Raw genomic sequence first — 25206 nt, 5'->3', positions numbered from 1 at the left:
TAACTCTAAGTAAATGTGGTATTATGTATCGGTTCCTGGACAGCGTCCACAGGGGGAGGAATGAGCTCTGGAGGTATGCCTTCACGGTGTTCCTGAGCTTCATAGTATCAAACCTGGGGGCGGGCTTTATAGCCGCAATCTTCATAGCAGCAGCTGTCATCTTAAGCAGGGGAGTCCTGAGTCCCGAGATAATTTCAGGGGGATTTTCAGGGCCCATCCTCCTGCTCCTTGTTGCCGTTAGTTTTTCGGCTTCGCTCTTTTTCCTCTACGTTGGTGTGAGGTTTATCCATAAACGTGAATTCATATCTGCGGTGAATGCAAGGGGCTACCTTGACTGGAGGAGGATCCTCAGGGGCGCCCTGGTATGGCTTCTTATTGTTGGTGTCGTTGATGCTGTTTCAATGATCCTTGACCCTTCAGGTTTCAGGTTCAGCTTCAACCCATCATCCTTCGGGTGGCTCCTCCTCCTTGCACTCATAGCCTTCCCGGTCCAAGCGTCCTTTGAGGAGATATTCTTCAGGGGTTACCTAATGCAGGGGATGTGGTCCGTCATAAGAAAACCTGTCCCCCTCATAATCCTTAATTCAGCCATATTCGCTGTTATGCACTGGTGGAACGGGACAAGCATCACCATGAGCCTGTCAATCGTCATAAGCACCTTCATAATAGGCGTTGCACTTGCGGTAACAGCCCTTGCAGATGATGGACTGGAACTTGCCATGGGGGTGCATATTGCAAACAACCTCTATGTGAGCGTGATACACAGCTCACCAGACAGCGGCCTCGGGGACCTTCCATCCATCATAATAAGCCCAACCGACCCCTACTCATCACCGGTCTTCCTTATAATCGCTTCACTGGTCATGATCCTCATACTATTCAGGGGGAGATATGATGATGTGTTGAGGATCTTCAGGGACCATTACTGAGGTTAATTATATTGTTGTTGACCTGGGTGTTCTTATATCATTTTCAGGGGGGTGTGTCATGGGGGATCCGTAACTTCAAGCACAGCCTCTGTGACATCAACCATAACCCTGCAGTGGTACCACACCAGTTTCAGGCACATCCTCTTCATGACATCCACCCAACCAGGATAATGGTGATGGTTTTTTTAAGGATAAAATTGAAACTGTAACTGTGAAGTTCATTTTCAGGTGTTCATATGATACCGGTCGCTACTCCAGTAATCGATGAAGAGGAAATAGAGGAAGTTGTAAAGGTGCTCAGATCAGGTTTCATCGCCCAGGGACCAAGGGTGGCTGAATTTGAGGAGAAATTCGCATCATACACGGGTACAGAGTATGCTGTTGCAACCAGTTCAGGTACAACAGCCCTCCACCTGGCCCTCCTTGCAGCGGGTGTGGGGAAGGGGGATGAGGTTATAACAACACCCTTCAGCTTCGCGGCAACAGCAAACGCAGCACTCTACGTGGGTGCGGAGCCGGTCTTTGCAGACATAGACCCCCTCACCTACAACATTGACCCTGAGGGGATAGAGGAACTGATAACCCCAAGGACCAGGGCCATAATCCCGGTCCACCTCTATGGCCAGCCCGCTGACATGGACCCCATCATGGATATAGCCTCAGAACATGACCTCATGGTCATTGAGGACGCTGCACAGGCCCATGGTGCCGAGTACCGTGGGAGGAAGGTGGGTTCAATGGGTGATGCGGCCTGCTTCAGCTTCTACCCCACCAAGAACATCACAACAGGCGAGGGAGGTATTATAACTACAGATAACGAGGAAATTGCAGAGATGGCCTCTGTTTTAAGGGCTCATGGTGAAACAGAACGATACAGACACACCTACCTGGGCTACAACTTCAGGATGACCGATATAGCCGCTGCAATAGGGATAGCGCAGCTTGCAAAGCTTGATGAGTTCAACAGGAGGAGGGCTGAGAACGCAGCATACCTTACAGAGAACCTCAGGGATATTGATGGTCTTGAAACACCCTTCGTTGCAGATGGTGTAGGGCACGTCTTCCACCAGTACACCCTGAGGGTCCCGGATGTGAGGGATGAACTCATGGAGTTCCTCAATGGGGAAGGTGTTGGCACCGGCATACATTACCCGATGCCCATATACATGCAGGAACTCTACAGGAGGCTGGGCTTCAAGGCAGAGTGTCCAGTGAGTGAAAGGGCAGCATCCGAGGTTCTCTCAATCCCTGTGCATCCAGCCCTCACATCAGATGACCTTGAAATGATTACAGGCACCATCAGGGCATTCTTTGAGCGGTAAACATATCGTGACACTCATTTCATCGGAAATCAAAAGTAACAGGGGGCAGGTTGTGTAAGGCTCAGGTATTCTCCTGCTTTAAGCAGAGAATTCTGAGGCAGGCTAATTTTTTTTAAAGGAGTCAAAATTTGAGGTTCATTTTAGTATTGACGGTTAAATTTTCCTTTTAACGGACTCCACCTTGTCCTTAAGGCCCCTATCAGCATCCCTCCGGTCATCTATCCTGATGGTTGTGTAGACCCTCTCTGAGCCGGCTTCAAGGACAGCCTCATGGGCAGCCTTCACAGCCTCAAGGAGCTCATCCAGGTCTTCAGCTTCAACCAGGGTGCCCATACCTGAGATCTCATACTTGACATCAAGGTCCTCAAGGGCACCCACCGCCGCAGCCACGTAGCTGCTGAGGGAGGTGCTACCTGTACCCAGGGGTATTATGGTGATTTCAGCCGTTATCATGGTTAACTATATGGGGCCGCCTTCATATATAGGGTTCCATGGACCATGAAGAATTCAACAGGAGACTCACAGCCCGCATCAGGGACCTGATAGAGTCCTTCAGACTGATAGATGAGGGTGAACATATAGCAGTGGCCCTTTCAGGTGGAAAGGACAGTGTGCTCACACTCCATGTCCTTGCAGATCTTCGTGAAGAACTTGAATTTGAATTAACAGCAATAACGGTCGATGAGGGTATCTCAGGTTACAGGGAGCACGGCCTTGAGGCTGCAAGGGAGAACGCCAGGCTTAAAAAGGTTGAACTCATAGAGAAATCCTTCATGGACGAATTCGGCTTCGGGCTTGATGATGTGGCCGATGGATTCAGGAGCCCCTGCATACCCTGCGGGGTCTTCAGGAGGTGGATACTTAACAGGACAGCCCATGAACTCGGTGCTTCAAGGATAGCCACCGGCCACAACATGGATGATGAGATACAGTCCTTTACCATGAGCCTTGTAAGGGGGGATGTGCGTAAATTTTCAAAGTTCGGCCCATCACTCCAGCGGATACACCCGGCCATGGTCCCCCGCATAAAGCCTCTCTGGAACACCCCCGAGAGGGAGGTGGGGATCTGGGCTGTCATGAATCAGGTGCCCGTGCACCTGGAGGAGTGCCCCTACTCCCACCTGTCAATGAGGTCCGGGATAAAGGGCTTCCTTAACAGGATGGAGTCAGATAACCCAGGGATCAAGAAAAGGATAATGGAATCCTTCAGGAGAACCTTCAGGCAGGTGGAGGAACATGGAAGAATCAGGGAGTGCATCAGGTGCGGTGAACCATCATCGGCTGATCTATGCAAGGCCTGCGAGTTACTTGAGGATTTAGGCTAGATTCTGTGGTCGGATGCGACCTAAAATGGTGCGACACAGCGAGGAGTTAGGTAGATGGGTTCTGTGCCGTGCTGGAGTATCTGTGGATCAGGTCTTAAGGCGGCCTGATTGATTCACCTGATGATCCCTGTTATTGAGCCAATACCCTTACTCCGCCCCTCACGGAAGATTATCTTCTGACCCTCCCTCACATGGTAGGGGCGGTACTTGAACCTCATCCTCACCCTCCCCCTGTCCCCTGCAGACATGAATTCAGAGTCAAGGGGTTCAAGGACGGTTGTTTCTGCTATGGTCTCAATGTGGGTCACGCTCTCATATCCCGCCTTTATTGTTGTCGGGTGTACGAGTATGGCAACCTCAGCCTCAAATTCCCTGACGGCTTCAGGCTCATATGAGGGGTCAGCAAGTATCATCCCCCTCTCTATTTCATCGGAGGACGCGCCAGATATGGATATCCCCACTATATGCCCTGGCTCAGCACACCCGATCTGGTAGTGGTGCATCTCGATGGATTTAACCCCGACCTCCCTGAATTCACCCGTCCTGAAGGGTCCCAGGAGCAGCTTGTCCCCCTTGCTGACACGGCCCTGCTGGATGGTGCCGCTGACAACGGTTCCAACACCCCTTATGGTGTACACCTTATCAATGTACATGAGGAAGGGCTTCTCCTCATGTTCAAGGTCCCTGTGAACCCTGAGGTTCATGAAGAGCTCATCCAGGAGTTCAAGGCCCTCACCGGTGACAGATGACACACTGATTACGGGTACTATGTGCCTGTTCATCTTGCCTGCTATTTCCTGGGCACCAGCCCTGTCATCCACCCTGAAGGGGATCCTGCCAACGAGCTTAAGGAGTTCGGATACCTTCCCGAGGACCTCATGGATCCTTTCCTCCGATGCCGTGTCGGTCTTTGTGATGGCGACGATGACAGGAAGCTCCATTGCAATCATGATCCCCAGGTGCTCCCTTGTGATGTGGGTGGGCCCGTCATCTGCAGCCACCGTGAGGAGGCCATAGTCCAGGTTCTGCCCCACTATACCCCTTATTGTTGTGCGGAGCCATGGTTCATGTCCAACGGTATCAACGAAGGATATGACCCTGTCCGCGTCACTCATGAGGCGTGACTTCTCCCGCCGGTCAAGGGGGTTGGTCATCCTTATGGCCTCACCACCCCTGAATCCATAGATGGCGAAGGAGAGGTCTGCTGACAGTCCCCGTTCTATCTCATGCTTCTGGACATCAAGGAATATCCTTGTTTTACCGCTGCCGTCATCAAGGGAACCCGTTGTGAGGGTCCCGAGGAGGGTGCTCTTACCATGGTCCACGTGGCCAGCGACGCCTATGAGGAGGTGCTCCCTGCTGAAGTCGTGCTTCCTTGAAATTATAACCTCCGCCACCCTCCCGTGGGTGCCCTCATGGATTATGACGTCCTCCACGGCGGCATCTATCTCATGGCTGAGGGTCCTGAGCACGTCAATGGATTCCCTCAGCTCATCATCGGGGAGCCCCACCGGTTCCCCGCTGTCCTCAACACCTATAAGGTAGATGGCCTTCCCGTCACCCCTCTCCATACGGTACTTCATCTGGGATATAAGACCATTCCTACGGTCGGTTTTCAGGTGGTAACTGGTTGAGAGGGACTTTTTAAATTCAATGTTTCTTCTCTCACCCTTTGATGTGAATGACTGTATATCCTCTATCATCTCTGCGTCTGTTCTCCTCTCGCTGGATTTATAAATCCGCATGAACCGTACTTTTCTTCCTGGAGTTTCCTTACAAGTTCTGATGCTTCCTGGAAGGTTTCCGCCCTTCCAAATATCCTCCGGGTTTTAACCTTGACGGTCCTTCCGCAGACACATTTACGTGTCATGTTACCCTCCTTTGAGTAGAGGGCCCTTCCACAGTCGCACCGGAAGATCAGGTACATAATCTCACCATGTGACTATTAAATGCCAGCTCCATATACACTGTATATTGAACCTTAAATATTATATACTGCCTCAGGGTATCTTCAGGAGTTCATGGATCGGGGGTATTCTTTCAGGGTTTTTAAGGTATTCACATATGCCCCTGCGGTGGCCTGCCCCAACAACCGCCACGACAGAGTCCTCCTCGATTTCAAGGAGACGGCGGGCCATGTAGGCGTCCCTCTCCTCAACAAGAACATGGTATGCTGAGGGTGAAATATCCCTGAACTGGGCCATGACATCCCTCAGGGTTTCTTCACCCTTGAGGCTCTCAATATCATCGATTCCCTCACTGTCCCAGAAGGACCTTATAACTCCAAGGAAGAACTTCATCTTCTCCAGGGCACCCATGGATTTCAGGGCCCTCTGCATTGTCACGCCGATATCACGGTCAATGAGGACGACCCTTGCCCCGACTTCCTGGGCGGCCTCGATGGCTGCAAGCATTTCCGCCCCGGGTTTAACACCGAGGTCATCACCCACCTTCCTCTGGAAGTATGTCAGGAACCAGGCAGCCAGGAGCACGCCGATGTTTCCATGTCTTAGGGCATCCCTCAGTGAGAACTCATCCCTTTCAACCCCGAGCTTTTCATCCAGCAGTCTGCGGTATCTGCCAGGGTCCAGTTCAACCGCAACAACATCAGGTTCTACCTCGGCTATGGTCCTTCTGACCTCCTCTATACTTTCACTTGATACATGTGCTGTCCCTATGATTCTGAGCTGATCAATCTTCATCTTCGACCCACTGACACTGTATTCAGGCACCTCTGCAGGCTGCATACCTTTCCACATGCATCTGGAGGAATTTTATCATCATCCTATTGGCAGGCGCCATACAATGCAATAATTATAGGAGTTTCATTATCTTACCGTCCCTGTATACCGGTACGTTGTCTGTTATGTTCCTCCTGAGGCAGTACTCAACATCCCCTCCAAAGCCAAGTTTTTCAAGCCTCCTCGCTGATCTGGACCTCCTTATGGCGTCATCAACCAGTCTCCTGTCCTGGACCGCGAGGACAGCGGCCTCTGAGTATTCATCAATTTCACCGCCAATGACCCTTATTATTTCACCGGCACATAGAAAGTCCTCTATTGCAAATTCCCCGTTAACACCTGCCATGATAACCTCAACCTCATCGGCCATATCCCTGGCGGCGGCTGCAACCGCCCTGACATTGTTGAGGCATCCTATAAGGGCTGTGGACTTCACGGATTCAAGGATCCTTGTCCCGTTACTTGTGGTGAGCACCAGACAGTCACCCCCATGTTTCCTGATTTCAGGGGGTGAGTTGGCAATGAAGCCAGGGAGGGTTTCGCCTCCACGCTCCCCTGCAACAGGGTAATCCATTGAAAGGTACTCCCTGGCTCTTTCAGCGTCCCTAACAGGTATTATGCATCTGAAACTGTCAAGGGCGGCTGTAATGGTTGCGCTGGCCCTGAGGAGGTCAACCATTATGCACAGATCAGTGCCTTCTGATTCTTCAAAGCTAAGGGTTACCCTCATCACCACACCTTATAAATATTTTATTACAGAGAATTATCTGCATGAGGTATTTATATGCTTCAGTGCTGTGGCTGTGTGCGGGTCTTTGCTGATATTTTGTTTCATGGTCATGGTACATGGATGGGACTCTAAACCTATTGGAGTGGAGTGTGAATCGATGAGGATAGTTACAACCCCCATGTGTGAGGGCGTGCTCAGAATTGCAGGTGTCAGGGAGTACCTGGTGAGCAGGGACCCGGCGGAGGAGGAGGCCGACCTCAGGGTTGTCCTCTCTGAGACAGACATGGATGATGCACTTAAACTTAAACTGAACACCTTCAGCCAGATAAAGGATGCCGTAGGCAGGGTGTTCAGGACAGTGAAGCTGATGGACCCGTCAATCCTCCGTTACTCCTCGGAGGATGAGATAGACTTTGATGTGTGTTCACCATGGTGGCATGACCCATCCGTGCTCAGGGAGAGGAACAGCAAAATAAAAGTGAAGGTTTATTCAAATTTCTTAACGGAGATAGTTGAAGATATGGGGTTCAGGATTGTCACCGATGATCCTGACTTCACGGTCTGCCCGGACTACATGGAACTTGACTGTATAAGGGTCCCGTCACACAGGAACCTTCCACTGGACCCTGTTAAGAGGGCTCTGTTCAGGTACAGGTATCTGGAGAGGAAACTATGTATGAAACCTTAACATACCAGGGCGGTGTTCATCGCCATGAGGAATTGAAGGAACTCATTGAGGACCTGGGGGGATTTGTGCTTCAGGAGAACATGCTTCAGATGGACCTGATACTCACCCTTGCGGTTCCAATTGAGGACGTTGACAGGGTGAGGGATAAGGCCAAAGAGCTCCTTGGGAAGGTTAAAATCGCCCCAATGGCAGGTACAGAGATAGCGATAGTCTCACCCACCCTTGCAAGGCATCACCTGCCCCATTCTGCATGTGACATTTCGGAGTACCTCCGGAGGTACGGTGCCAAGGATAACATGATAGGCCTTGCCAGGGGAGCCGGGAAGGGGATTTCAAGGATATCTGAGGATGAGAAGAGGCTCATAGAGGAGCATGACCTTGCAGTCTTTGCCCTTGGCAGCTTTGAACAGTGCATAAAGGATAAGGCCCACCTCTTCAGCGACATAAACATCCCGGTGGTTGTCACGGGTTCACCCAGGGATATTGATATCGGTGAACTTCCAGGTGCAGATGCCTACGTCGGGGGCCTGGGGAGGATACCAAGGAGGCTGAAGAGGGGCGAGGATATCAGGGCACTCAGACGCCTCGTGGAGGTGGTTGAGGACATCCTTGACAGGAGGAGGCGTGAAATGGCTGCTGACCCTCCACTGGTTCCTTCAATACTCGTTAAGACCGAGATTGAGAATCAGGTCCCTGCAATCAGGGAGGTCTACTCACCAACACCCGTCACGAGCCAGCTTGATGGTGTCAGGGTGAAGCTCAACTACGACCGCCACCAGGAGGAGATAGCGGATGTGAGGGTCTCCGATTACAGGCTTGGGGATATAGCTGATATCAGAAGGTCCATGATGTATGACTACATCCTTGTCAAACTCCTGCCTGAAAGCTCCATAATCCAGTGATCCGATGAAGAGAGAGTTTCAGGTTTTTATCTTTCTAACGTTCCTTACAGCAGGCTACTACATCCTCAACAGCATTGCCCTGGGGTTTCTTGGCGCCGGATTCATGAGCATTCCCTTTACCATCCTTCTGCCCCTGTCGGTCATGCTTGAGAGGGCACGGCCCTCCTGGCCTTCAAGGGCAACTTATATCATTTCAATGATATGGCTTGTTTTTCTGATTTACATCCTCACTGGCTATGTGGTTTTATTTGTACTATCCTTTGATGGGGTAATCTGGGTTAAGATGATCCTTGTGGTCTCCGCAGCACTCCTGGTCGTCTACGGGGTCGTGAATGCCATGAACTTGAGGGTGAGGGTGCTTGAAGTCCCACTGGGGGTGAGTGACAGGGTAAGGTTTGTGCATCTTTCTGATCTTCACATCGGCACGGTTCGCTCCGGCGGGTTTCTCAGGAGGGTTGCCAGGGCCGTGAATGAACTGGAACCCGACGCTGTCCTCATAACAGGGGACCTTATTGATGGCTCGAGACCGGTTGATTCATCCATATTATCCGAACTTGATGTGAATGCACCGGTATTCTTTGTTTCAGGGAACCATGACACCTATGCCGGTGACTTCAGGTCCATAATATCTGATACAGGTATAAGGTGTATTGACCAGTCTGTTGTTGAGTTCAGGGGTGTGCAGATTGCGGGTGTGGGGTATTCCATGGCCAGGCACTCCCTCCCGGCCCTCCTCGATGCCCTTGACTTTGACCCTGAGGAGCCCCTTGTACTTTTACACCACCTCCCGGTTGACTGGGAATATGCTAGGGAGAGGGGCGTTGACCTGCAGCTTTCGGGGCACACCCATGGCGGCCAGTTCTATCCCTTCAACCTTCTTGTTGGATTGATGTTCCCCCACCTATCTGGTCTTTACCGGGATTCTGCTGGGTTTCTTTTTGTTTCGGAGGGTACGGGTACATGGGGGCCTCCGGTGCGTATTGGATCATCATGTGAGGTTGCGGTGCTGGATATTGTACCCATGGACTGACCTCTGATCTGGTTTTCTGGTGAGGGTTCCGTAACCGGTACATTTAAATAGGAGTTTTGAATATATATTCAAAACATGCCTAGGCCAAGAAGACGCAGAAGAATTTTAGGAGAACCACAGGTGGCTTCATTCTCACCGGAATCTTTAGGGTCATGTGCGAGGATTGAAATAACCCTGGATGAATTTGAAGCCATAAGGCTCAGGGACTACCATGGTATCCAGCAGAAGAAAGCAGCTGAAATCATGGGCATATCCCAGCCAACATTCCACAGGGCCCTGAAATCAGCAAGAAGCAAAGTTGCAGAGGCACTGGTCGAGGGCAGACCAATAATACTGAAAGGAGGTGATTATATTATGGATAGAAGAAGATACAAATGCATGGACTGCCAGTTTGAATGGATATCACCAGGAAAAAGCTATGAAAAATGTCCTGACTGCGGATCAGAAAATATAACTTCCGTATCAGCAGACACACTACCACGTGCTGGTAGAGGTCCCGGAAGGGGATTTGGAGCTGGAAGGGGGGCACCACGCGTATGTAAATGCATTGAATGCGGATACGAAGCACCCAAGACACCAGGCATACCATGCAGAACAGAAAAGTGTCCAAAATGCGGAGCCCCGATGTGCGGCTCTGATTGAGGAATGGAGTGTAAATAAATGAGAATATGTCTACCAGTGATAGAAGATAGGGGCATGGATTCACGGATTTCAGAACATTTCGGCAAAACGCCCCTATTTGCTTTTTATGATGATGAAACACAGAAACTGGAAATAATAAAAATTAATGGAAAACATGGTGGAGGTCGGCTAACACCAGCTGAGATCATTCTTGCTGCAGGTGTAGATCTTCTATTATGTGCAAATCTTGGATCAAAGGCTGTGCAGGTTCTTAGCAACCATGGAGTTGATGTTCTAACAGGCGCCAGAGGAACCATAGCAGAGGTACTTGAAAGCTTTAAAAAAGGGGAGCTTAAAAGCGGCGCTGAGAACCCATGCAGGAAAGATTAGAGGGTTGCAGAATGAATAAGGAAGATGCTCAAAAACTTGCAATCATGAAACAGGATGTGGAAATAGCAAGGGCACTTTCCAATATAAAACATAAGATCGTGGTTATGAGCGGCAAGGGCGGCGTCGGGAAGTCCACAGTCACAGTGAAGCTTGCTGAAGAATTCAACAGGGATGGTTACAGGTTATGTGTACTGGATGCAGATATACATGGTCCAGACATCCCGGAGATGATGCAGGTTCATGACCCAGAGGTTACCCTAACAGCAAACAGGATAAACCCCATAGTAACACCTTCAGGGGTCAGTGTACTGTCAATAGAGTTTTTCCTCCCATCAAAGGATACACCGGTGATATGGAGAGGACCAAAAAAGACAGGAGCCATAAGGCAGCTTCTTTCAGATGTTAACTGGGATGAAATTGATGTTTTAATGGTGGACAACCCTCCTGGAACGGGTGACGAGCCCCTTACGGTGCTGCAGTCAATTCCGTCTATTGATGGTGTGGTTATTGTCACAACACCCCATGAGTTTGCAATCCATGATGTTGAAAAATGTGTTAACATGGTTAAACACCTGAAGATACCCGTCCTGGGGATAGTTGAGAACATGTCATATCTCATGTGCCCCTCATGTGGAGAGAAAATATTCCTGTTTGGCAAGGAGGGTGGAAAATATCTTGCAGAGAAGTTTAACCTCCCTTTCCTGGGCGAAGTTCCATTTGACACAGGGATGACAGCTGCAGATACACCGCCCGAATCAATTCATTCTGAGATAAGGAAGATCTTTAAAAAATTTAAAGGAAAGCTTAAAGGATAGATGAGGTGTTAATTATGAAAATAGCCATTGCATCTTCTGAGGAAGATATCAAATCAGAGATTAGCAGATTTTTTGGAAGGGCGCCCTTCTTTGTTCTTGTGGATATGAAAGATAAAGAGATAACGTCTTCAGAGGTCATTGAAAATTCTTCTGCATTACAGTCAGGAGGTGCAGGTATAAAGACGGCCCAGCTACTTGCAAATGAGGGTGTGGATGCGCTGATATCATTTTCAACGGGGCCGAATGCATTCGAGATTCTGAATAAACTTGACATAAAGATTTATAAGGCAACTGAGGGGTCGGTTGAGGAAAATCTCATGCTCTTTAAGGAGGGAAAGCTGGAGGAGATAAAATCACCGGCCAATGCCCAGGGAGGAATGGGTAGAAGAGTTCGCTGAACCGCCAGTTCCACAGGATATGATTCTTTGAGTCGATTAGATGGCAGATTGTCCTGCCGCAAATGTTTCCTATGCAGGTGTTTCCATGAATAATAAACCATTAAGAGTAGCGGTAACTGGTGGGAAAGGCGGCACTGGAAAATCAACTATAGCGTGTTCCCTTGCACTGCTCCTTGCTGAGAAGTTCAGGGTTCTGCTTGTGGATGCAGACGTTGAGTGTCCAGATGATCATATAATTTTATCAGTCCAGAGGGAAAAGAGATGTGACGTAACTATTCAGGTGCCGTCCCCTGATTTTTCAAGGTGCATCATGTGCGGTAAATGTTCAGAGATATGTAGAGAAAATGCAATAGTATTCGTGGAGGGCAGGCACCCTATTTTTATTGAAGACAGGTGTAATGGATGTGGAACATGCATCATCGCATGCAGAAATGATGCCATAAACCCTGTAGAGAAGATTATAGGGTCAATATATGAAGGCAAAGTTTCTGAAAATTTCAGGTTACTTTCTGGTGAGACAGCGGTGGATACGGTGACCAGCGCAGCAGTGGTGGATTCACTTATAAAAAATGCAGGAAGTTACAGTGATGTGGATTTCATTATCATTGACACCCCGGCAGGAGTGCACTGTAATGTGATACATGCTCTTCTGGACGTTCAGATGGCATTTGCCGTCACGGAACCAACCCCCTTCGGGGCCCATGACCTGAAATTAATCCTGAAACTTCTGAACAAACTGGGTATAGATTCAAATATCATACTCAACCGTGCAGGCATGGGTAATGCTGATACGGTGTTTGATGTCTCCAAAGAAAGTTCAAGTCCACTTGTTGCCCAAATACCCTATTCTGAGGATGTTTTGAAGGCTTACTCAGATGGAAAACCATTTAAACTTTCAGGGATAGAGGATGTTGGCAGGTTACTTGAATCCAGGAGGGGCTAATGTGCAGGAGATATGTGTTCTCTCAGGTAAGGGCGGTGTTGGGAAGAGCAGCATAGTAGCATCAATGGCTGTCTTACTTGCTGATAGGATGGAAATCATTCTGGGAGACTGTGATGTGGACGCACCCAATCTGGAGCTTGTTCTGGGATTCACAGGAGACAGGATATGTGAAACCATAAGGGCTTCTGAAAAGGCATTCTTCATGGCTGAACACTGCAAATCAAGAAGGAAGTGTGTAAATGTATGCAGATTCAATGCAATAAAATGGAACTCTGAGACATCAACACCTGAAATAAATGAACTGATCTGTGAAGGCTGTGGTGCGTGTGAATACATATGTCCGGATAGAGCAATAGAAGTCAGAGCGGTGGACACAGGAAAGGTTTGCACTTTCACATCGAATTATGGTTTCAGGATAGTTTCAGGGCACCTGAAAATTGGTGAAAGGGGCTCTGGAAAAATCGTGGACGCTGTTAGGAAAATGACCCTTGAAATCGGTGAAGTGGAGGGTGCGGAGATTTCACTCCTGGATGCTGCTGCAGGCATCGGATGTCCTGTTGTATCTTCAGTTAAAGGCGTTAACCATACAGTTATAGTAACTGAGCCCACGAAGGCAGCTTTAAATGACTTTAAACGAGCACTTCAACTTGTAAGACATTTTGGGATTCGGCATAGCATGATAATCAATAAATGGGATATAAATAAACATATTACAGCCAGATTTGAAGAATTCGCAGCAAAAAACAGAATCCCGATCATCGGTAAAATACCATATGAAGTGACCTTCATGGACGCTCTGGTCAACGGCACCCCTCCTGTCCTGCACAACCCTGACCTTAAAGAAGTCTTCATGGAGATAACCGACAATCTGATGTTAAACATGGGGCTTTAAAAGCCATATTTTATTCCAATGGCAGAGAAACAGGATCCGATTCACTTGCAGGGAGTATGGCAGATGTGAATCTGGATAGATAGATAACGGTGTTGATATGCCACATAACAGCGGAGTGAATATTAAAGAGGGTGAAACCGCTTCAAAATACTCCATAATTTCAAACATAGTTTTGATGCTAATAAAAGGAATTATAGGTTATCTATCAGGGAATATAGCTCTTATAGCCGATGCTCTGCATTCCTTTGCAGATGTGTTTTCATCAGCCGCTGTCTTCATAGGTTTAAGGCTATCACAGAGGAAACCCGACGAACTCTTTCCATATGGATACTACAGGATTGAAACCCTGGCTTCCCTTCTTGTTTCAGTGATAATAATTATTACGGGACTTGAAATAGGATGGGATTCTCTTATCTACCTGATGGATCCGCCTCCAGCGGTGTCCATGGCCGCCATAAGCCTTGTTGTAAGTTTAATAGCAATTGCAGTATCCTATGCCGTTGCAGTTTATAAGGAAAGGGTGGGGGAAAAAATTGGTTCAACAGCTCTTATAAACGATGGGAAGCACAGCTATATTGATGTAGTATCTTCAGCACTCGTTTTCACGGGAATAATTGGAGAGTACATTGGACTTCATGGTTTTCAGGGATTTGCAGGGATGATCATCGCAGTAATAATAGTATATGTCGGCAGTACCCTTACAAAATATAATCTTCTGGTGCTTCTTGATGCATGTATTGACAGGGATTCTCTGGAACTCTTAAGAAAAACGGTTTTATCTGTAAAGGGAGTTGAGGGAGTCCATGCAATTCGAATAAGAAGATCAGGACCCTACCTTTTTGGAGAAATCCACATTGAAATTGAAAGGAGCCTGTCGGCAGATAAAATTGAGGGCATGATCTCTAGGATAAACTCTGAAGTTAAAAGGGTATTACCATCCATTGACCATCTGATAATCCAGCCAGAAACATTAAAAAAGGATGAAATAGTTGTAGCAGTACCCATTGAAGATAACAGGGGACTTGATTCAAAGATCAGCCCTCATTTTGGAAGGGCAGCCTTTTTCATAATTGCAAGAACCCGCAATGGCGATATAATTGATTATAAGATACTGGAGAATCCTGCAAGATCTCTTGAGAAAAAGAAAGGAATAAAAACAGCTGAAGCACTAAAAAAGAGGAACATAGATGTTTTAGTGGTTGAAAAACTATCTGAAGGGCCGGGATATGTATTTTCAGACTCCCTCCTTGGAACAGCACAACCGGAAGGCTCATCCCTCAAAGAGGTTATAATAAATGCATCCACAAAATTTGCGGAAGGGCAAGGTTCAGATAGTTAGTGTTTCACCCAATGTCCTGAAGCATCCCTGTAACGGTTTTTATATGCTCCTGCTGACTGCGGACCTCATCAAAGATGGATTTAAGGAGCTGGGATGTCACCGGAACAGGCACGCTCCTGAATACATAGGATTCAAGTAGAAGATTGAAGGCCCTCTCCTCAGCAACACTCTCAAAGCGCCTGTTCTCAGACTTCATGAACACTGGGTTTTCCTCTGGAGGAAGATCAACCACCTCTTCACCCAGTTCGGTGCCTGGAAGGGGCTCTGCAATACTCACAAAGTAGTCATCAAGCATGAGTTCATCTGCAAGTTCAAGGGTCTCCCGGTAGTCATCCTCCTCTTCAGAGGGGTAACCAACGATGAATGATCCTGCAACCTTAAGGCCGTATTCCCTTGCAAGTTCAACGGCATCAACTACCTGGTCAGGGCTTATACCCTTCTTCATCCTCCTCAGAATCCTCCTGCTCCCTGACTCGATACCGTAGAATACCCATCCGTTGGTGTACTCTGAAATCGCCTCAAGGACCTCAGGGTTCACCATGTCCACCCTTATATCAGGCACAGTAAGGTTCCGCCTCCCGGTAACCTCACTTATACCCCTGAGGAGGGTCCTGAAGGCCTCCCCGTCAATACCCCTGAACTTGCTGCTGCCATAGAGAGTGCCTGTACCCCCGCTTATTGCAAATCTCCTAGCCCCTGACTTTCTGAATTCCCTTACCTCGGCAACAATATCCTCCACAGGGCGGCTCCTGACATTTCTCCCGAAGAATTCAGGGACCTGGCAGAAGGTGCAGTTACCGGGGCAGCCCCTGTGGGTTTCAATGTAGACGCTGGCACCCCTTATGTTTTCTCTGCCTATGTCCCTCGGGACAAGGGGTAGGGGCCTCCCCATGGAGGGACAGGGGGACGTCGGGTTCATGAAAACACCATCCCCTGATCGGAAGGCAGCACCCGGGACATCCTCAGGTCTGCATCTTCCAGCTGCAAGCTCCATCACCCCTTCAACCTTGTCCTCACCCTCACCCTGGATAACAAGGTCCACGTCAAGGTACCTGAAGACCATTTCAGGGTCTATGCTCACGGGACCACCAACAACCCTGAACCCCTCCATCCGGTTGATGATCTCCCGGTACCTCAGGAGGTGGATGGTTGACTGCAGACTTATAAAAACAACCTCAGAACCGACACCCTCAAATCCCTTCCTTATTTCAACATGGTGTCCAAGGTCCCTCAGAACTCCTGCAATGACCATGGAACCATAATTATAGTGTTCAGGTGTTACAACGGTCACATGACTCATCTGGAAGCACCGAAGAAGTTTATGGCCTGTATGAGTTCATAGAATGCCTCCATCTCCCTCTCAATAACTTCATATTCTGAGAGGGTGCCGCTCATCTCCCCATCCACGGTGAGACGGTCAGGGCCCCTGACAACTATCCTGTCAACACCATCACGACTCAGAACCCTCCGGGCATCCATCTCATGCACGAAGGCCCTTCCAGGTATTATAACGGTGTCCCTGAGCCTGGAGGTGTCAACGGCCTCAAGGTCCCTGAGGGTTATGAGGCAGGCTATGTCCTTATCAACACCGATGACATTCACAAGGTCAGAGGCATTGAGGTTTCTGATTATCCTCTCGATGTAGGGTGCGGCAATTGAACCGGTGATTATGGTGGCCTCACCGGTGATTTCAGGGAGAATTTCAAGGTACTCGCGGCTTGAATCTGCTGCAAGTACAAAGGGGGTTCCGTTCACGGGGTCGCAGACAGGGGTGCCTGTAACCCTCAGATTGAATTCTCTGTCAATCCTCCTTACAAGTTCCTCAAATTCAGCGACACTGTGGGGCTCCACGCCATCAATGATGGGTTCATTCCCAAGGATAAGGCCCTGATGTTCATAATTTGCAAAGCGCATCATTATGAATCCCCGGGCACCCCACTCCTCAAGTCTGGCGCAGGTCTCAAGGAGGTCCTCCCCATCGTTGACCCCGGGTATGATTACCGAGGCTGCATGGACCTCACAGGATTCGCAGAATATTTTAAGGGATTTAAGGGCTTCTTCAGCATTTTTATCCCTCATCCATTCCTTCCTCAGGGATGGGTTAGCCGAGAAAACCGTGAAGGTCACCTCATCAACACCGTTATTTATGAGTGTGGATGCGATCTCATGGTTATCGATTCCCTTACCGCTGGTGTAGCCCAGGTGAATCGGAATACCGAATTCCCTGAGGCCCGCCGTCAGTTCCTCCAGGTGCGGGTAGCAGCTCACGTCGCCTCCCCCGCTGATGTTTATCTTTAGGTCCCTGTCAGTGAAGTTTCCCATCATGAGGCTTGTCTGGACGTTTCCCATGACGATAAATGGGGGTATGAATTCCTTACCCCTCTCTGCAACCTCTGATCCGCAGGTATCACACCCTACCCTGCCAGGGGAGCAGTTCCTGCAACCGAAGGGCTTGAATTCCCCCACCTTCCTGAAGTAACAGTACCTGCAGAAACCCCTGCAGTCCCTTCCAGGCACACCGCCCAAATCAGCTATTATCTGCATAGGATGATATTCTATGATGTGCGGTAAATATAACTTATGACGGTAATACTCCATGACTCCATGATCATAAAAATCAGGAATTTTTTATAAAAAATCCAGAAAAGCCAGAGAAAATCTGGGGATACATATAAATCTTTCGACTTGATTCAGAAAGAAATCTTAATTAATTATAATCAAGTTAAATATGCTCCGTATACTGGAACCGGTGTTAAGGCACCTTCCAGGGGTCTTCCTGAATTTTAAAGGGGGGTCCCGGATATCTGGTATACAGAACTGATTGTTAGGAGGGAAAAAATGGCGAAGTTTGAGGATAAGGTCGACTTGTACGACGACAGAGGCAACCTCGTCGAAGAACAGGTGCCATTAGAAGCTCTAAGTCCATTAAGGAACCCCGCCATTAAGAGCATTGTACAGGGGATAAAAAGGACAGTGGCTGTGAACCTGGAAGGTATAGAAAACGCCCTGAAGACAGCAAAGGTCGGCGGACCTGCATGTAAAATAATGGGCCGTGAACTCGACCTCGACATAGTCGGGAACGCCGAGTCAATAGCAGCCGCTGCAAAGGAAATGATACAGGTGACCGAGGACGACGACACAAAAGTCGAACTCCTTGGTGGAGGTAAAAGGGCTCTCGTACAGGTCCCAAGTGCAAGGTTCGATGTTGCAGCAGAATACTCTGCAGCACCACTCGTAACCGCCACAGCATTTGTCCAGGCCATAATCAACGAATTCGATGTTAGCATGTACGATGCTAACATGGTTAAAGCAGCCGTTCTGGGAAGATACCCACAGTCTGTGGAGTACATGGGGGCAAACATAGCAACAATGCTGGACATTCCACAGAAACTGGAAGGCCCGGGATATGCGCTCAGGAACATCATGGTAAACCATGTGGTTGCCACCACACTCAAAAACACACTCCAGGCAGCCGCCCTGTCAACAATACTTGAACAGACAGCAATGTTCGAGATGGGTGACGCTGTAGGAGCATTTGAAAGGATGCACCTCCTTGGACTTGCATACCAGGGTATGAACGCAGACAACCTGGTGTTCGACCTTGTCAAGGCCAACGGTAAGGAAGGTACAGTGGGCTCAGTCATTGCAGACCTCGTGGAAAGGGCTCTTGAAGACGGTGTCATAAAGGTTGAGAAGGAACTGACAGACTACAAGGTCTACGGAACAGATGACCTTGCAATGTGGAACGCATACGCAGCAGCAGGTCTCATGGCAGCAACAATGGTGAACCAGGGTGCTGCAAGGGCAGCCCAGGGTGTATCATCAACACTGCTATACTACAACGACCTCATTGAATTCGAAACAGGACTTCCAAGCGTTGACTTCGGTAAGGTAGAAGGTACAGCTGTAGGATTTTCATTCTTCAGCCACTCCATCTACGGTGGTGGTGGACCAGGTATCTTCAACGGAAACCACATCGTCACAAGGCACAGTAAGGGATTCGCCATACCATGTGTGGCAGCTGCAATGGCACTTGATGCAGGAACCCAGATGTTCTCACCAGAAGCAACCTCTGGACTCATAAAAGAAGTATTCAGCCAGGTTGACGAGTTCCGAGAACCACTCAAATATGTTGTGGAGGCAGCAGCTGAAATTAAAAACGAAATTTAAATAATCTCTCAAATCTGGGGGCAAAAAATCAATGGACGTTCAGATATTTCCTCACAGGCTTCTAGGGGCCGACACCACCGAAAGACTCCTTAACCGCCTTGAGGACATCAACGGTGTAAAGAGAATGGTGATACACGGACAGAGACTACCGCTTGGAGACCACCCGGACAGACGTATAATAAGCGTTAAGGGCCAGGAATTCGAACTTCAGGTGAAAACAGGTCGTGTACTCCTTGAAATAGAAGACGAGGATACAATAACAGACATCAAGAGGGTTTGTGAGGATCTCCTGCCCTTCGGATACGATGTGACTCCTGGAAAGTACATAAGGACACAGAAAACCGTCACGGATGAAATAAAATACGGTGAAGACCTCGATGAGATTCCAGACGAACTTATCGGTCTCACAGATCAGAACGCAAGGCTCAGTGAAAGGGCCACGATAATAAAAAGGAAGAAGGAGCATTAGATGATCGGAAAGTGCACTCACGTAGTTGACTGCAGGGAAACAATGGGTATGGGTGAAGGAGGAGGAATCGCCCAGAGAGGCACCTTTGCCCAGTGCGGAAGTGAGGTTCTGGCAGTTGCAATGTCACCTGGCAGACGCCACATAACGAAACCTGTATGCGAGATAACATTTGCCCTGAGGGAAGCCAACATAATGACCAGCACGCTGGTTCTCAATGCAGGCGCAGGGGTCCCGCAGGACGCTCCAAGCGCCGGATCTGGGAGCCTCTTTGGTCTCACACCCAGTGAAATAGAGCAGATGAAGAGGCACAAGTTACTTGTTGTGCACCTTGGCGGAGTCAGGAACCACATCACCTACAAGGCACGCCTGATACTCAGGAACGTTGACAGGCCATGTATAATAATATGTGAATACCCTGTGGACTTCGAGGACTTTGCAAGGATAGGTGTTAAGACAAGGGCAGTCATGCCGGATGAACCAAGGACCAGGGGCACCATCGTTGACATTGTGAGTGGAGTCATTAGAGGAGAAACATGTCCCCAGGAAAAACTGGATGAGATTATAAGGAAGGTTAAGTTAGCATTAGGAGGTGCATGATATGGCACAATACTATCCCGGAACAAGTAAGGTTGCTCAGAACAGAAGGAATTTCTGTAACCCTGAATATGAGCTTGAAAAACTGAGAGAAATCTCAGATGAGGATGTAGTGAAGATTCTGGGTCACAGGGCCCCAGGGGAAGAATATCCAAGCGTTCACCCACCACTGGAAGAAATGGATGAACCAGAAGATGCAATAAGAGAAATGGTGGAACCCATAGACGGTGCAAAGGCCGGTGACAGGGTCAGGTACATACAGTTCACAGACTCAATGTACTTCGCCCCTGCACAGCCATACGTACGATCAAGGGCATACCTCTGCAGGTACAGGGGTGCAGACGCAGGTACCCTTTCAGGACGTCAGATCATAGAAACAAGGGAAAGGGACCTTGAAAAGGTCTCAAAGGAACTCCTTGAAACAGAGTTCTTCGACCCTGCAAGATCCGGTGTCAGGGGTAAATCCGTCCACGGACACTCACTCCGTCTCGACGAAGACGGTATGATGTTCGACATGCTCAGAAGACAGATCTACAACAAGGACACAGGAAAGGTCGAAATGGTTAAAAACCAGATCGGTGACGAACTGGACGAACCCGTGGACCTTGGTGAACCACTGGATGAGGAGACCCTCATGGACAAAACAACCATCTACCGCGTGGATGGTGAAGCCTACCGTGACGACGTAGAAGCCGTGGAGATCATGCAGAGAATCCACGTTTTAAGATCACAAGGAGGGTACAACCCAGAATAATCCGGGGGAGGTGTAGATTATGGCTGACAAATTGTTTATAAATGCATTAAAGAAAAAATTTGAAGAATCCCCTGAAGAGAAGAAAACCACATTTTACACACTTGGAGGCTGGAAACAGTCCGAAAGGAAAACCGAGTTTGTGAATGCTGGTAAAGAAGTGGCTGAAAAAAGAGGAATCCCACAGTACAACCCTGACATAGGTACCCCTCTTGGTCAGAGGGTGCTCATGCCCTACCAGGTTTCAACAACTGACACCTATGTTGAAGGTGACGACCTACACTTCGTCAACAACGCTGCAATGCAGCAGCTGTGGGACGACATAAGAAGGACCGTTATAGTCGGTTTAAACCATGCCCACGCCGTTATAGAAAAGAGGCTGGGTAAAGAGGTCACACCAGAGACAATAACCCACTACCTTGAAACAGTGAACCACGCAATGCCAGGTGCAGCCGTTGTCCAGGAACACATGGTGGAAACCCACCCAGCACTGGTGGCAGACAGTTACGTCAAGGTATTCACGGGTAACGATGAAATAGCAGACGAAATCGACCCTGCATTCGTCATAGACATCAACAAACAGTTCCCAGAAGACCAGGCAGAAACCCTCAAGGCAGAGGTCGGAGACGGAATCTGGCAAGTTGTCAGGATCCCAACCATAGTCTCAAGGACATGTGATGGTGCAACAACCTCACGATGGTCTGCCATGCAGATCGGTATGTCAATGATTTCAGCCTACAAACAGGCAGCAGGTGAAGCCGCAACAGGTGACTTCGCATACGCTGCAAAACACGCCGAAGTCATTCACATGGGTACCTATCTACCTGTGAGACGTGCAAGGGGTGAAAACGAACCTGGTGGTGTACCATTCGGTTACCTGGCAGACATCTGTCAGAGCTCAAGAGTCAACTACGATGACCCTGTCCGCGTAAGCCTTGACGTGGTTGCAACCGGTGCAATGCTCTATGACCAGATCTGGCTAGGATCCTACATGTCAGGTGGTGTTGGATTCACCCAGTACGCAACAGCAGCCTACACAGATAACATTCTGGATGACTTCACCTACTTCGGTAAGGAGTACGTGGAAGACAAATATGGACTCTGTGAGGCACCGAACACCATGGACACGGTCCTTGATATTGCAACTGAGGTCACGTTCTACGGACTTGAACAGTACGAAGAATACCCAGCACTCCTGGAGGACCAGTTCGGAGGATCCCAGAGGGCAGCCGTAGTTGCAGCCGCAGCTGGATGTTCAACAGCATTTGCAACAGGAAACGCCCAGACAGGTCTGAGTGGATGGTACCTTTCAATGTACCTCCACAAGGAACAGCACTCCAGGCTTGGATTCTATGGTTACGACCTGCAGGACCAGTGCGGTGCATCCAACGTCTTCTCAATAAGGGGCGACGAGGGACTGCCACTGGAGCTTCGTGGACCTAACTATCCAAACTACGCCATGAACGTGGGCCACCAGGGTGAATACGCAGGTATATCACAGGCACCGCACGCTGCCCGTGGAGACGCCTTCGTGTTCAACCCGCTTGTGAAGATAGCCTTCGCAGACGACAACCTCGTCTTCGACTTCACAAACGTCCGTGGCGAGTTCGCCAAAGGTGCTCTACGAGAGTTCGAACCGGCAGGTGAAAGGGCACTTATAACACCTGCAAAGTAGATTAACGAAGGTGCATTACACGTAAACTTTTTAAGTGTAATGCACCTAATTTTTTTTATCTAAAAAATAAAAGGAGGAAGAAATATGGACCCTATGATAACAGGTTTAGGTGTTGTAGCTCTCATGGGTGCAGCTGCAACCATAGCAGGAGCCGCAGAGGACTTAGAGTCCGACGTAGGATCCCAGAGTAACCCTAACTCACAGGTTCAGCTGGCACCACAGATGGGGCACCTGCACCGTATAATCAACAAGGCCGTGTCAGGGGAACCCGTTGCATACGGTACCTGGTGCGGAATTGCTGGTTCAGTTGCATACGTGCTTCTAAACTCAATGCAGCTACCTGTAATAATGGCTATTGCAGTTGGTTCAGTGATCGCTGCGATGGTGCACACAACCTACGCTGTAACATCCCACATGGGACGAATAGTAAGCCAGTCCCAGTTCAACCAGCCACTCTTCATGGACATGCTGGTTCAGCACTTAGGCCCGATAGCAGGGCATGGATTTATTGTGACATTCTGTATCGTGGGATTATCCTACCTCATGACACTACCGATCCCTGGCTTTGGACACCCATTCCCGCTGCCACTTCTTGCAGTGCTCTGGGGTATAACCGTCGGTGCAATAGGTTCATCAACAGGGGACGTCCACTACGGTGCTGAGAGGGAGTACCAGCAGTACCCCTTCGGTGGAGGTATACCTGTTGCGATTCACGGTGACATAACAACAAAGGCAGAGCTTGGAGCCAGGAACTCAATGGACGTAGCTCACTTCTGTGCAAAGTACGGAGGACCATTAACAGGCTTTGCATTCGGAGCAATAGTATTCCTGAGCTTTTGGAACACGATAGTCTTCGGTATAACCGGCGGAATAATATCAGGTCTCATCATAGTCTTGTTACTGATAATCCTCAACAACAGGCTTGAAGTCTTTGCAAGAAACACATATGGACCATACAAGGAGGATGAATAGATGGATCCATTACTACTGATAGGAGCTATAACCGCTGGAGGAGTACTCATAGGTGGAGGTGTACACTTCGTACCTGTGGGTGGTGCGCCGGCAGCTATGGCAACAGCAACAGGTGTGGGTACCGGTACAGCTATGCTTGCTGCAGGTGCAGGTCTAACAGGACTCATAACCGCCGCAGCAATGACAGGCCAGCCCCCACTACTCATAATGGCTGCAGGGGCTGTTGGTTCAATGCTCATGATCGGTATCACCATGCTTGTGGGTAACCTTATCTACGTCTTTGGTGTTGGCACGGTCCCTGTATCTGCAAAGGTGGCTGTTGACCCGATAACAAAGATGGAGCAGGAAAAATACGTCACCCCTGGTACCGAGGGGCACGGCCTCCCAACAGTCTGCTTTGTGAGCGGTATAATCGGAGGGGCCCTTGGTGGAATAGGCGGTGGACTGATCTACTGGGCACTGAACGAGGCCCTTAAGACCCTGTCATATGGTGCAATGGGGGCTGCAGGTGTTGCAGCGATCTTTGCCGTGGGCATATTCTTCATAAACGCGGTAATTGCATCATATAACATTGGAGGTACAATTGAAGGTTTCCATGATCCTAAATTCAAGAGGATAGGGCGTGGAATAGTGGCCTGTCTTATAGCCTCCATTGTTGCAGGCGCTCTTTCAACATTACTGGTATATGGAGGTGTCTTCTAATGTCAGTAGCAGCAGGAGGACCGGCCGGCGCAGCCATACCTGAAACAAACCTGATGGCCCTTGGAATAATCGGCGGACTTGCAGGGATCTATTTATCTGCATTTAACCCTGTAATAGGCCCTGTACTGGCCTCCCTCGGGGCAGTCTGCGCAATAGTATGGGGTGCAGACGCCATAAGGAGGGTTGCAAGTTACGGTCTCGGTACGGGTGTGCCATCAATAGGCTACATGTCCCTTGCAATAGGTATAGTGGGTGCCGTCGCTGGACTCGCATCAGTCTTTGTGGTGCCTGCAATAGCAGTGCCAGTGGTTGGATTTGTACTTGCCATGATACTGGGTATCGTGGTGGCTGTGCTGGGTAAAAGGATAGTTAAGATGAAAATTCCGATACTCGAGAAGTGCACGGCTGAAATATCAGGTGCGGCTGCACTTTCAGTCCTTGGATTCTCAGCAGCCATAGCCGGAAGCTACACAATGCAGGCAATGCTCACATCAGTCATATCAACAGGGTTCATAGGCCTGCTCTTCATACTCAACACAATGGCAATCCAGCACCCATTCAACGCATGTCTAGGTCCAAACGAGAACCAGACCAGGACACTTAAACTGGCAGCCTCAACAGGTTTCCTCTCAATGGCCATTGTAGGGCTCCTTGGAATAGGCTTGAACCCTGGCTGGTGGCTGGTTTCACTGGTGGGTGCACTCGCATGGGTTGTTGCTATAAAGTCATTCATAGAAGCATCCTTCGAGGAAGCCGCATCTGTGAAATGGTCAGGTCTCTGGCCTAAGGAGGAAGAGCAGTAGGAGGC

General features: G+C 49.1%; 28 protein-coding genes. 21 read left to right on the top strand and 7 right to left on the bottom strand.

Annotated features, from left to right (window positions below; translation table 11 throughout):
• Positions 1-23: 23 nt before the first annotated feature.
• Positions 24-929, top strand: a complete 906-nt coding sequence (locus tag N5910_RS07975; protein WP_261599531.1) for a CPBP family intramembrane glutamic endopeptidase — start codon at positions 24-26, stop codon at positions 927-929.
• A gap of 236 nt (positions 930-1165) precedes the next feature.
• Positions 1166-2251, top strand: coding sequence for a DegT/DnrJ/EryC1/StrS family aminotransferase (locus N5910_RS07970; RefSeq protein ID WP_191216172.1), 1086 nt, complete (start codon positions 1166-1168; stop codon positions 2249-2251).
• A 153-nt stretch (positions 2252-2404) separates the two neighbouring features.
• Here the strand turns inward: N5910_RS07970 and N5910_RS07965 are convergent, their stop codons facing one another.
• Positions 2405-2704 carry an MTH1187 family thiamine-binding protein gene (locus tag N5910_RS07965; RefSeq protein WP_074359454.1) on the bottom strand — a complete coding sequence of 100 codons (300 nt, stop codon included), beginning with the start codon at positions 2702-2704 and terminating at the stop codon, positions 2405-2407.
• Between the two features lie 38 nt (positions 2705-2742).
• Between N5910_RS07965 and N5910_RS07960 the strand changes: the two genes are divergently transcribed.
• Positions 2743-3576 carry a TIGR00269 family protein gene (locus N5910_RS07960; protein ID WP_261599530.1) on the top strand — a complete coding sequence of 278 codons (834 nt, stop codon included), beginning with the start codon at positions 2743-2745 and terminating at the stop codon, positions 3574-3576.
• Positions 3577-3689: 113 nt separating this feature from the next.
• Here the strand turns inward: N5910_RS07960 and N5910_RS07955 are convergent, their stop codons facing one another.
• From N5910_RS07955 to comB, 4 genes are all read right to left on the bottom strand, one after another.
• A complete protein-coding gene (locus N5910_RS07955) occupies positions 3690-5279 on the bottom strand; it encodes a GTPBP1 family GTP-binding protein (protein WP_074359452.1) in 1590 nt (529 codons plus the stop codon).
• Positions 5276-5503 (bottom strand): DUF1922 domain-containing protein, encoded by a 228-nt coding sequence (locus tag N5910_RS07950; RefSeq protein WP_074359451.1) that lies wholly within the window; start codon positions 5501-5503, stop codon positions 5276-5278. The genes N5910_RS07955 and N5910_RS07950 overlap by 4 nt, the downstream gene beginning before the upstream one ends.
• A gap of 73 nt (positions 5504-5576) precedes the next feature.
• A complete protein-coding gene (locus N5910_RS07945) occupies positions 5577-6278 on the bottom strand; it encodes a TraB/GumN family protein (protein ID WP_074359820.1) in 702 nt (233 codons plus the stop codon).
• A 112-nt stretch (positions 6279-6390) separates the two neighbouring features.
• Positions 6391-7047 carry a 2-phosphosulfolactate phosphatase gene (comB, locus tag N5910_RS07940; RefSeq protein WP_074359450.1) on the bottom strand — a complete coding sequence of 219 codons (657 nt, stop codon included), beginning with the start codon at positions 7045-7047 and terminating at the stop codon, positions 6391-6393.
• Between the two features lie 157 nt (positions 7048-7204).
• On the opposite strand from comB, the gene N5910_RS07935 reads away from it, so the two are divergent.
• The 10 genes from N5910_RS07935 to N5910_RS07890 all read left to right on the top strand — a co-directional run bounded on the left by N5910_RS07935 (position 7205) and on the right by N5910_RS07890 (position 15065).
• Positions 7205-7735: a hypothetical protein gene (locus N5910_RS07935; RefSeq protein WP_191216170.1), complete on the top strand. Its 531-nt coding sequence runs from the start codon at positions 7205-7207 to the stop codon at positions 7733-7735.
• Positions 7720-8637 carry a methanogenesis marker 7 protein gene (locus N5910_RS07930; RefSeq protein WP_074359448.1) on the top strand — a complete coding sequence of 306 codons (918 nt, stop codon included), beginning with the start codon at positions 7720-7722 and terminating at the stop codon, positions 8635-8637. Before N5910_RS07935 ends, N5910_RS07930 begins: the two co-directional genes overlap by 16 nt.
• A 4-nt stretch (positions 8638-8641) precedes the next feature.
• Positions 8642-9667: a metallophosphoesterase gene (locus tag N5910_RS07925; protein WP_191216169.1), complete on the top strand. Its 1026-nt coding sequence runs from the start codon at positions 8642-8644 to the stop codon at positions 9665-9667.
• A 75-nt stretch (positions 9668-9742) separates the two neighbouring features.
• Positions 9743-10309 carry a DUF134 domain-containing protein gene (locus tag N5910_RS07920; protein WP_261599529.1) on the top strand — a complete coding sequence of 189 codons (567 nt, stop codon included), beginning with the start codon at positions 9743-9745 and terminating at the stop codon, positions 10307-10309.
• 18 nt (positions 10310-10327) lie between these two features.
• A complete protein-coding gene (locus tag N5910_RS07915) occupies positions 10328-10678 on the top strand; it encodes a NifB/NifX family molybdenum-iron cluster-binding protein (RefSeq protein ID WP_074359445.1) in 351 nt (116 codons plus the stop codon).
• Positions 10679-10689: 11 nt separating this feature from the next.
• The gene (locus N5910_RS07910) at positions 10690-11493 is read left to right on the top strand and encodes an Mrp/NBP35 family ATP-binding protein (protein WP_191216168.1); all 804 of its coding nucleotides are present in this window, start codon (positions 10690-10692) and stop codon (positions 11491-11493) included.
• Between the two features lie 14 nt (positions 11494-11507).
• Positions 11508-11891, top strand: a complete 384-nt coding sequence (locus tag N5910_RS07905) for a NifB/NifX family molybdenum-iron cluster-binding protein (RefSeq protein WP_191216167.1) — start codon at positions 11508-11510, stop codon at positions 11889-11891.
• Between the two features lie 85 nt (positions 11892-11976).
• Positions 11977-12834 (top strand): nucleotide-binding protein, encoded by an 858-nt coding sequence (locus tag N5910_RS07900; protein ID WP_074359442.1) that lies wholly within the window; start codon positions 11977-11979, stop codon positions 12832-12834.
• A gap of 1 nt (position 12835) precedes the next feature.
• The gene (locus N5910_RS07895; RefSeq protein WP_074359441.1) at positions 12836-13726 is read left to right on the top strand and encodes an ATP-binding protein; all 891 of its coding nucleotides are present in this window, start codon (positions 12836-12838) and stop codon (positions 13724-13726) included.
• Positions 13727-13823: 97 nt separating this feature from the next.
• Entirely contained in the window at positions 13824-15065 is a 1242-nt protein-coding gene (locus tag N5910_RS07890) for a cation diffusion facilitator family transporter (protein ID WP_261599528.1), read from the top strand.
• Between the two features lie 4 nt (positions 15066-15069).
• On the opposite strand, the gene N5910_RS07885 is transcribed toward N5910_RS07890, so the two are convergent.
• Together N5910_RS07885 and mmp10 are read right to left on the bottom strand one after the other, a co-directional pair.
• On the bottom strand, positions 15070-16365 hold the full coding sequence (locus N5910_RS07885) for a methyl-coenzyme M reductase glutamine C-methyltransferase (protein ID WP_191216166.1): 1296 nt from the start codon (positions 16363-16365) through the stop codon (positions 15070-15072).
• Positions 16362-17609 (bottom strand): methyl coenzyme M reductase-arginine methyltransferase Mmp10, encoded by a 1248-nt coding sequence (gene mmp10, locus N5910_RS07880; RefSeq protein WP_191216165.1) that lies wholly within the window; start codon positions 17607-17609, stop codon positions 16362-16364. Before mmp10 ends, N5910_RS07885 begins: the two co-directional genes overlap by 4 nt.
• Before the next feature lie 294 nt (positions 17610-17903).
• Between mmp10 and mcrB the strand changes: the two genes are divergently transcribed.
• The 8 genes from mcrB (at position 17904) to mtrC (ending at position 25201) form a co-directional block, all read left to right on the top strand.
• On the top strand, positions 17904-19235 hold the full coding sequence (mcrB, locus tag N5910_RS07875) for a coenzyme-B sulfoethylthiotransferase subunit beta (protein WP_074359436.1): 1332 nt from the start codon (positions 17904-17906) through the stop codon (positions 19233-19235).
• Between the two features lie 31 nt (positions 19236-19266).
• Positions 19267-19704: a methyl-coenzyme M reductase operon protein D gene (mcrD, locus tag N5910_RS07870; protein WP_261599527.1), complete on the top strand. Its 438-nt coding sequence runs from the start codon at positions 19267-19269 to the stop codon at positions 19702-19704.
• Positions 19705-20301, top strand: a complete 597-nt coding sequence (mcrC, locus tag N5910_RS07865; RefSeq protein ID WP_261599526.1) for a methyl-coenzyme M reductase I operon protein C — start codon at positions 19705-19707, stop codon at positions 20299-20301. It abuts the gene before it with no gap.
• A 1-nt stretch (position 20302) separates the two neighbouring features.
• Positions 20303-21052, top strand: a complete 750-nt coding sequence (gene mcrG, locus N5910_RS07860) for a coenzyme-B sulfoethylthiotransferase subunit gamma (protein ID WP_261599525.1) — start codon at positions 20303-20305, stop codon at positions 21050-21052.
• 19 nt (positions 21053-21071) lie between these two features.
• Positions 21072-22724, top strand: a complete 1653-nt coding sequence (gene mcrA / locus N5910_RS07855; RefSeq protein WP_074359432.1) for a coenzyme-B sulfoethylthiotransferase subunit alpha — start codon at positions 21072-21074, stop codon at positions 22722-22724.
• 84 nt (positions 22725-22808) lie between these two features.
• On the top strand, positions 22809-23696 hold the full coding sequence (mtrE, locus tag N5910_RS07850) for a tetrahydromethanopterin S-methyltransferase subunit E (RefSeq protein WP_191216163.1): 888 nt from the start codon (positions 22809-22811) through the stop codon (positions 23694-23696).
• Positions 23697-24398, top strand: coding sequence for a tetrahydromethanopterin S-methyltransferase subunit D (gene mtrD / locus N5910_RS07845; RefSeq protein WP_191216162.1), 702 nt, complete (start codon positions 23697-23699; stop codon positions 24396-24398).
• Entirely contained in the window at positions 24398-25201 is an 804-nt protein-coding gene (mtrC, locus tag N5910_RS07840; RefSeq protein WP_074359429.1) for a tetrahydromethanopterin S-methyltransferase subunit MtrC, read from the top strand. The genes mtrD and mtrC overlap by 1 nt, the downstream gene beginning before the upstream one ends.
• Positions 25202-25206 lie beyond the last annotated feature (5 nt).

The organism is Methanothermobacter wolfeii (assembly GCF_025397995.1).
GTDB classification, from domain to species: domain Archaea; phylum Methanobacteriota; class Methanobacteria; order Methanobacteriales; family Methanothermobacteraceae; genus Methanothermobacter; species Methanothermobacter wolfei.
This window is presented reverse-complemented; position numbering and strand designations above follow the sequence as displayed.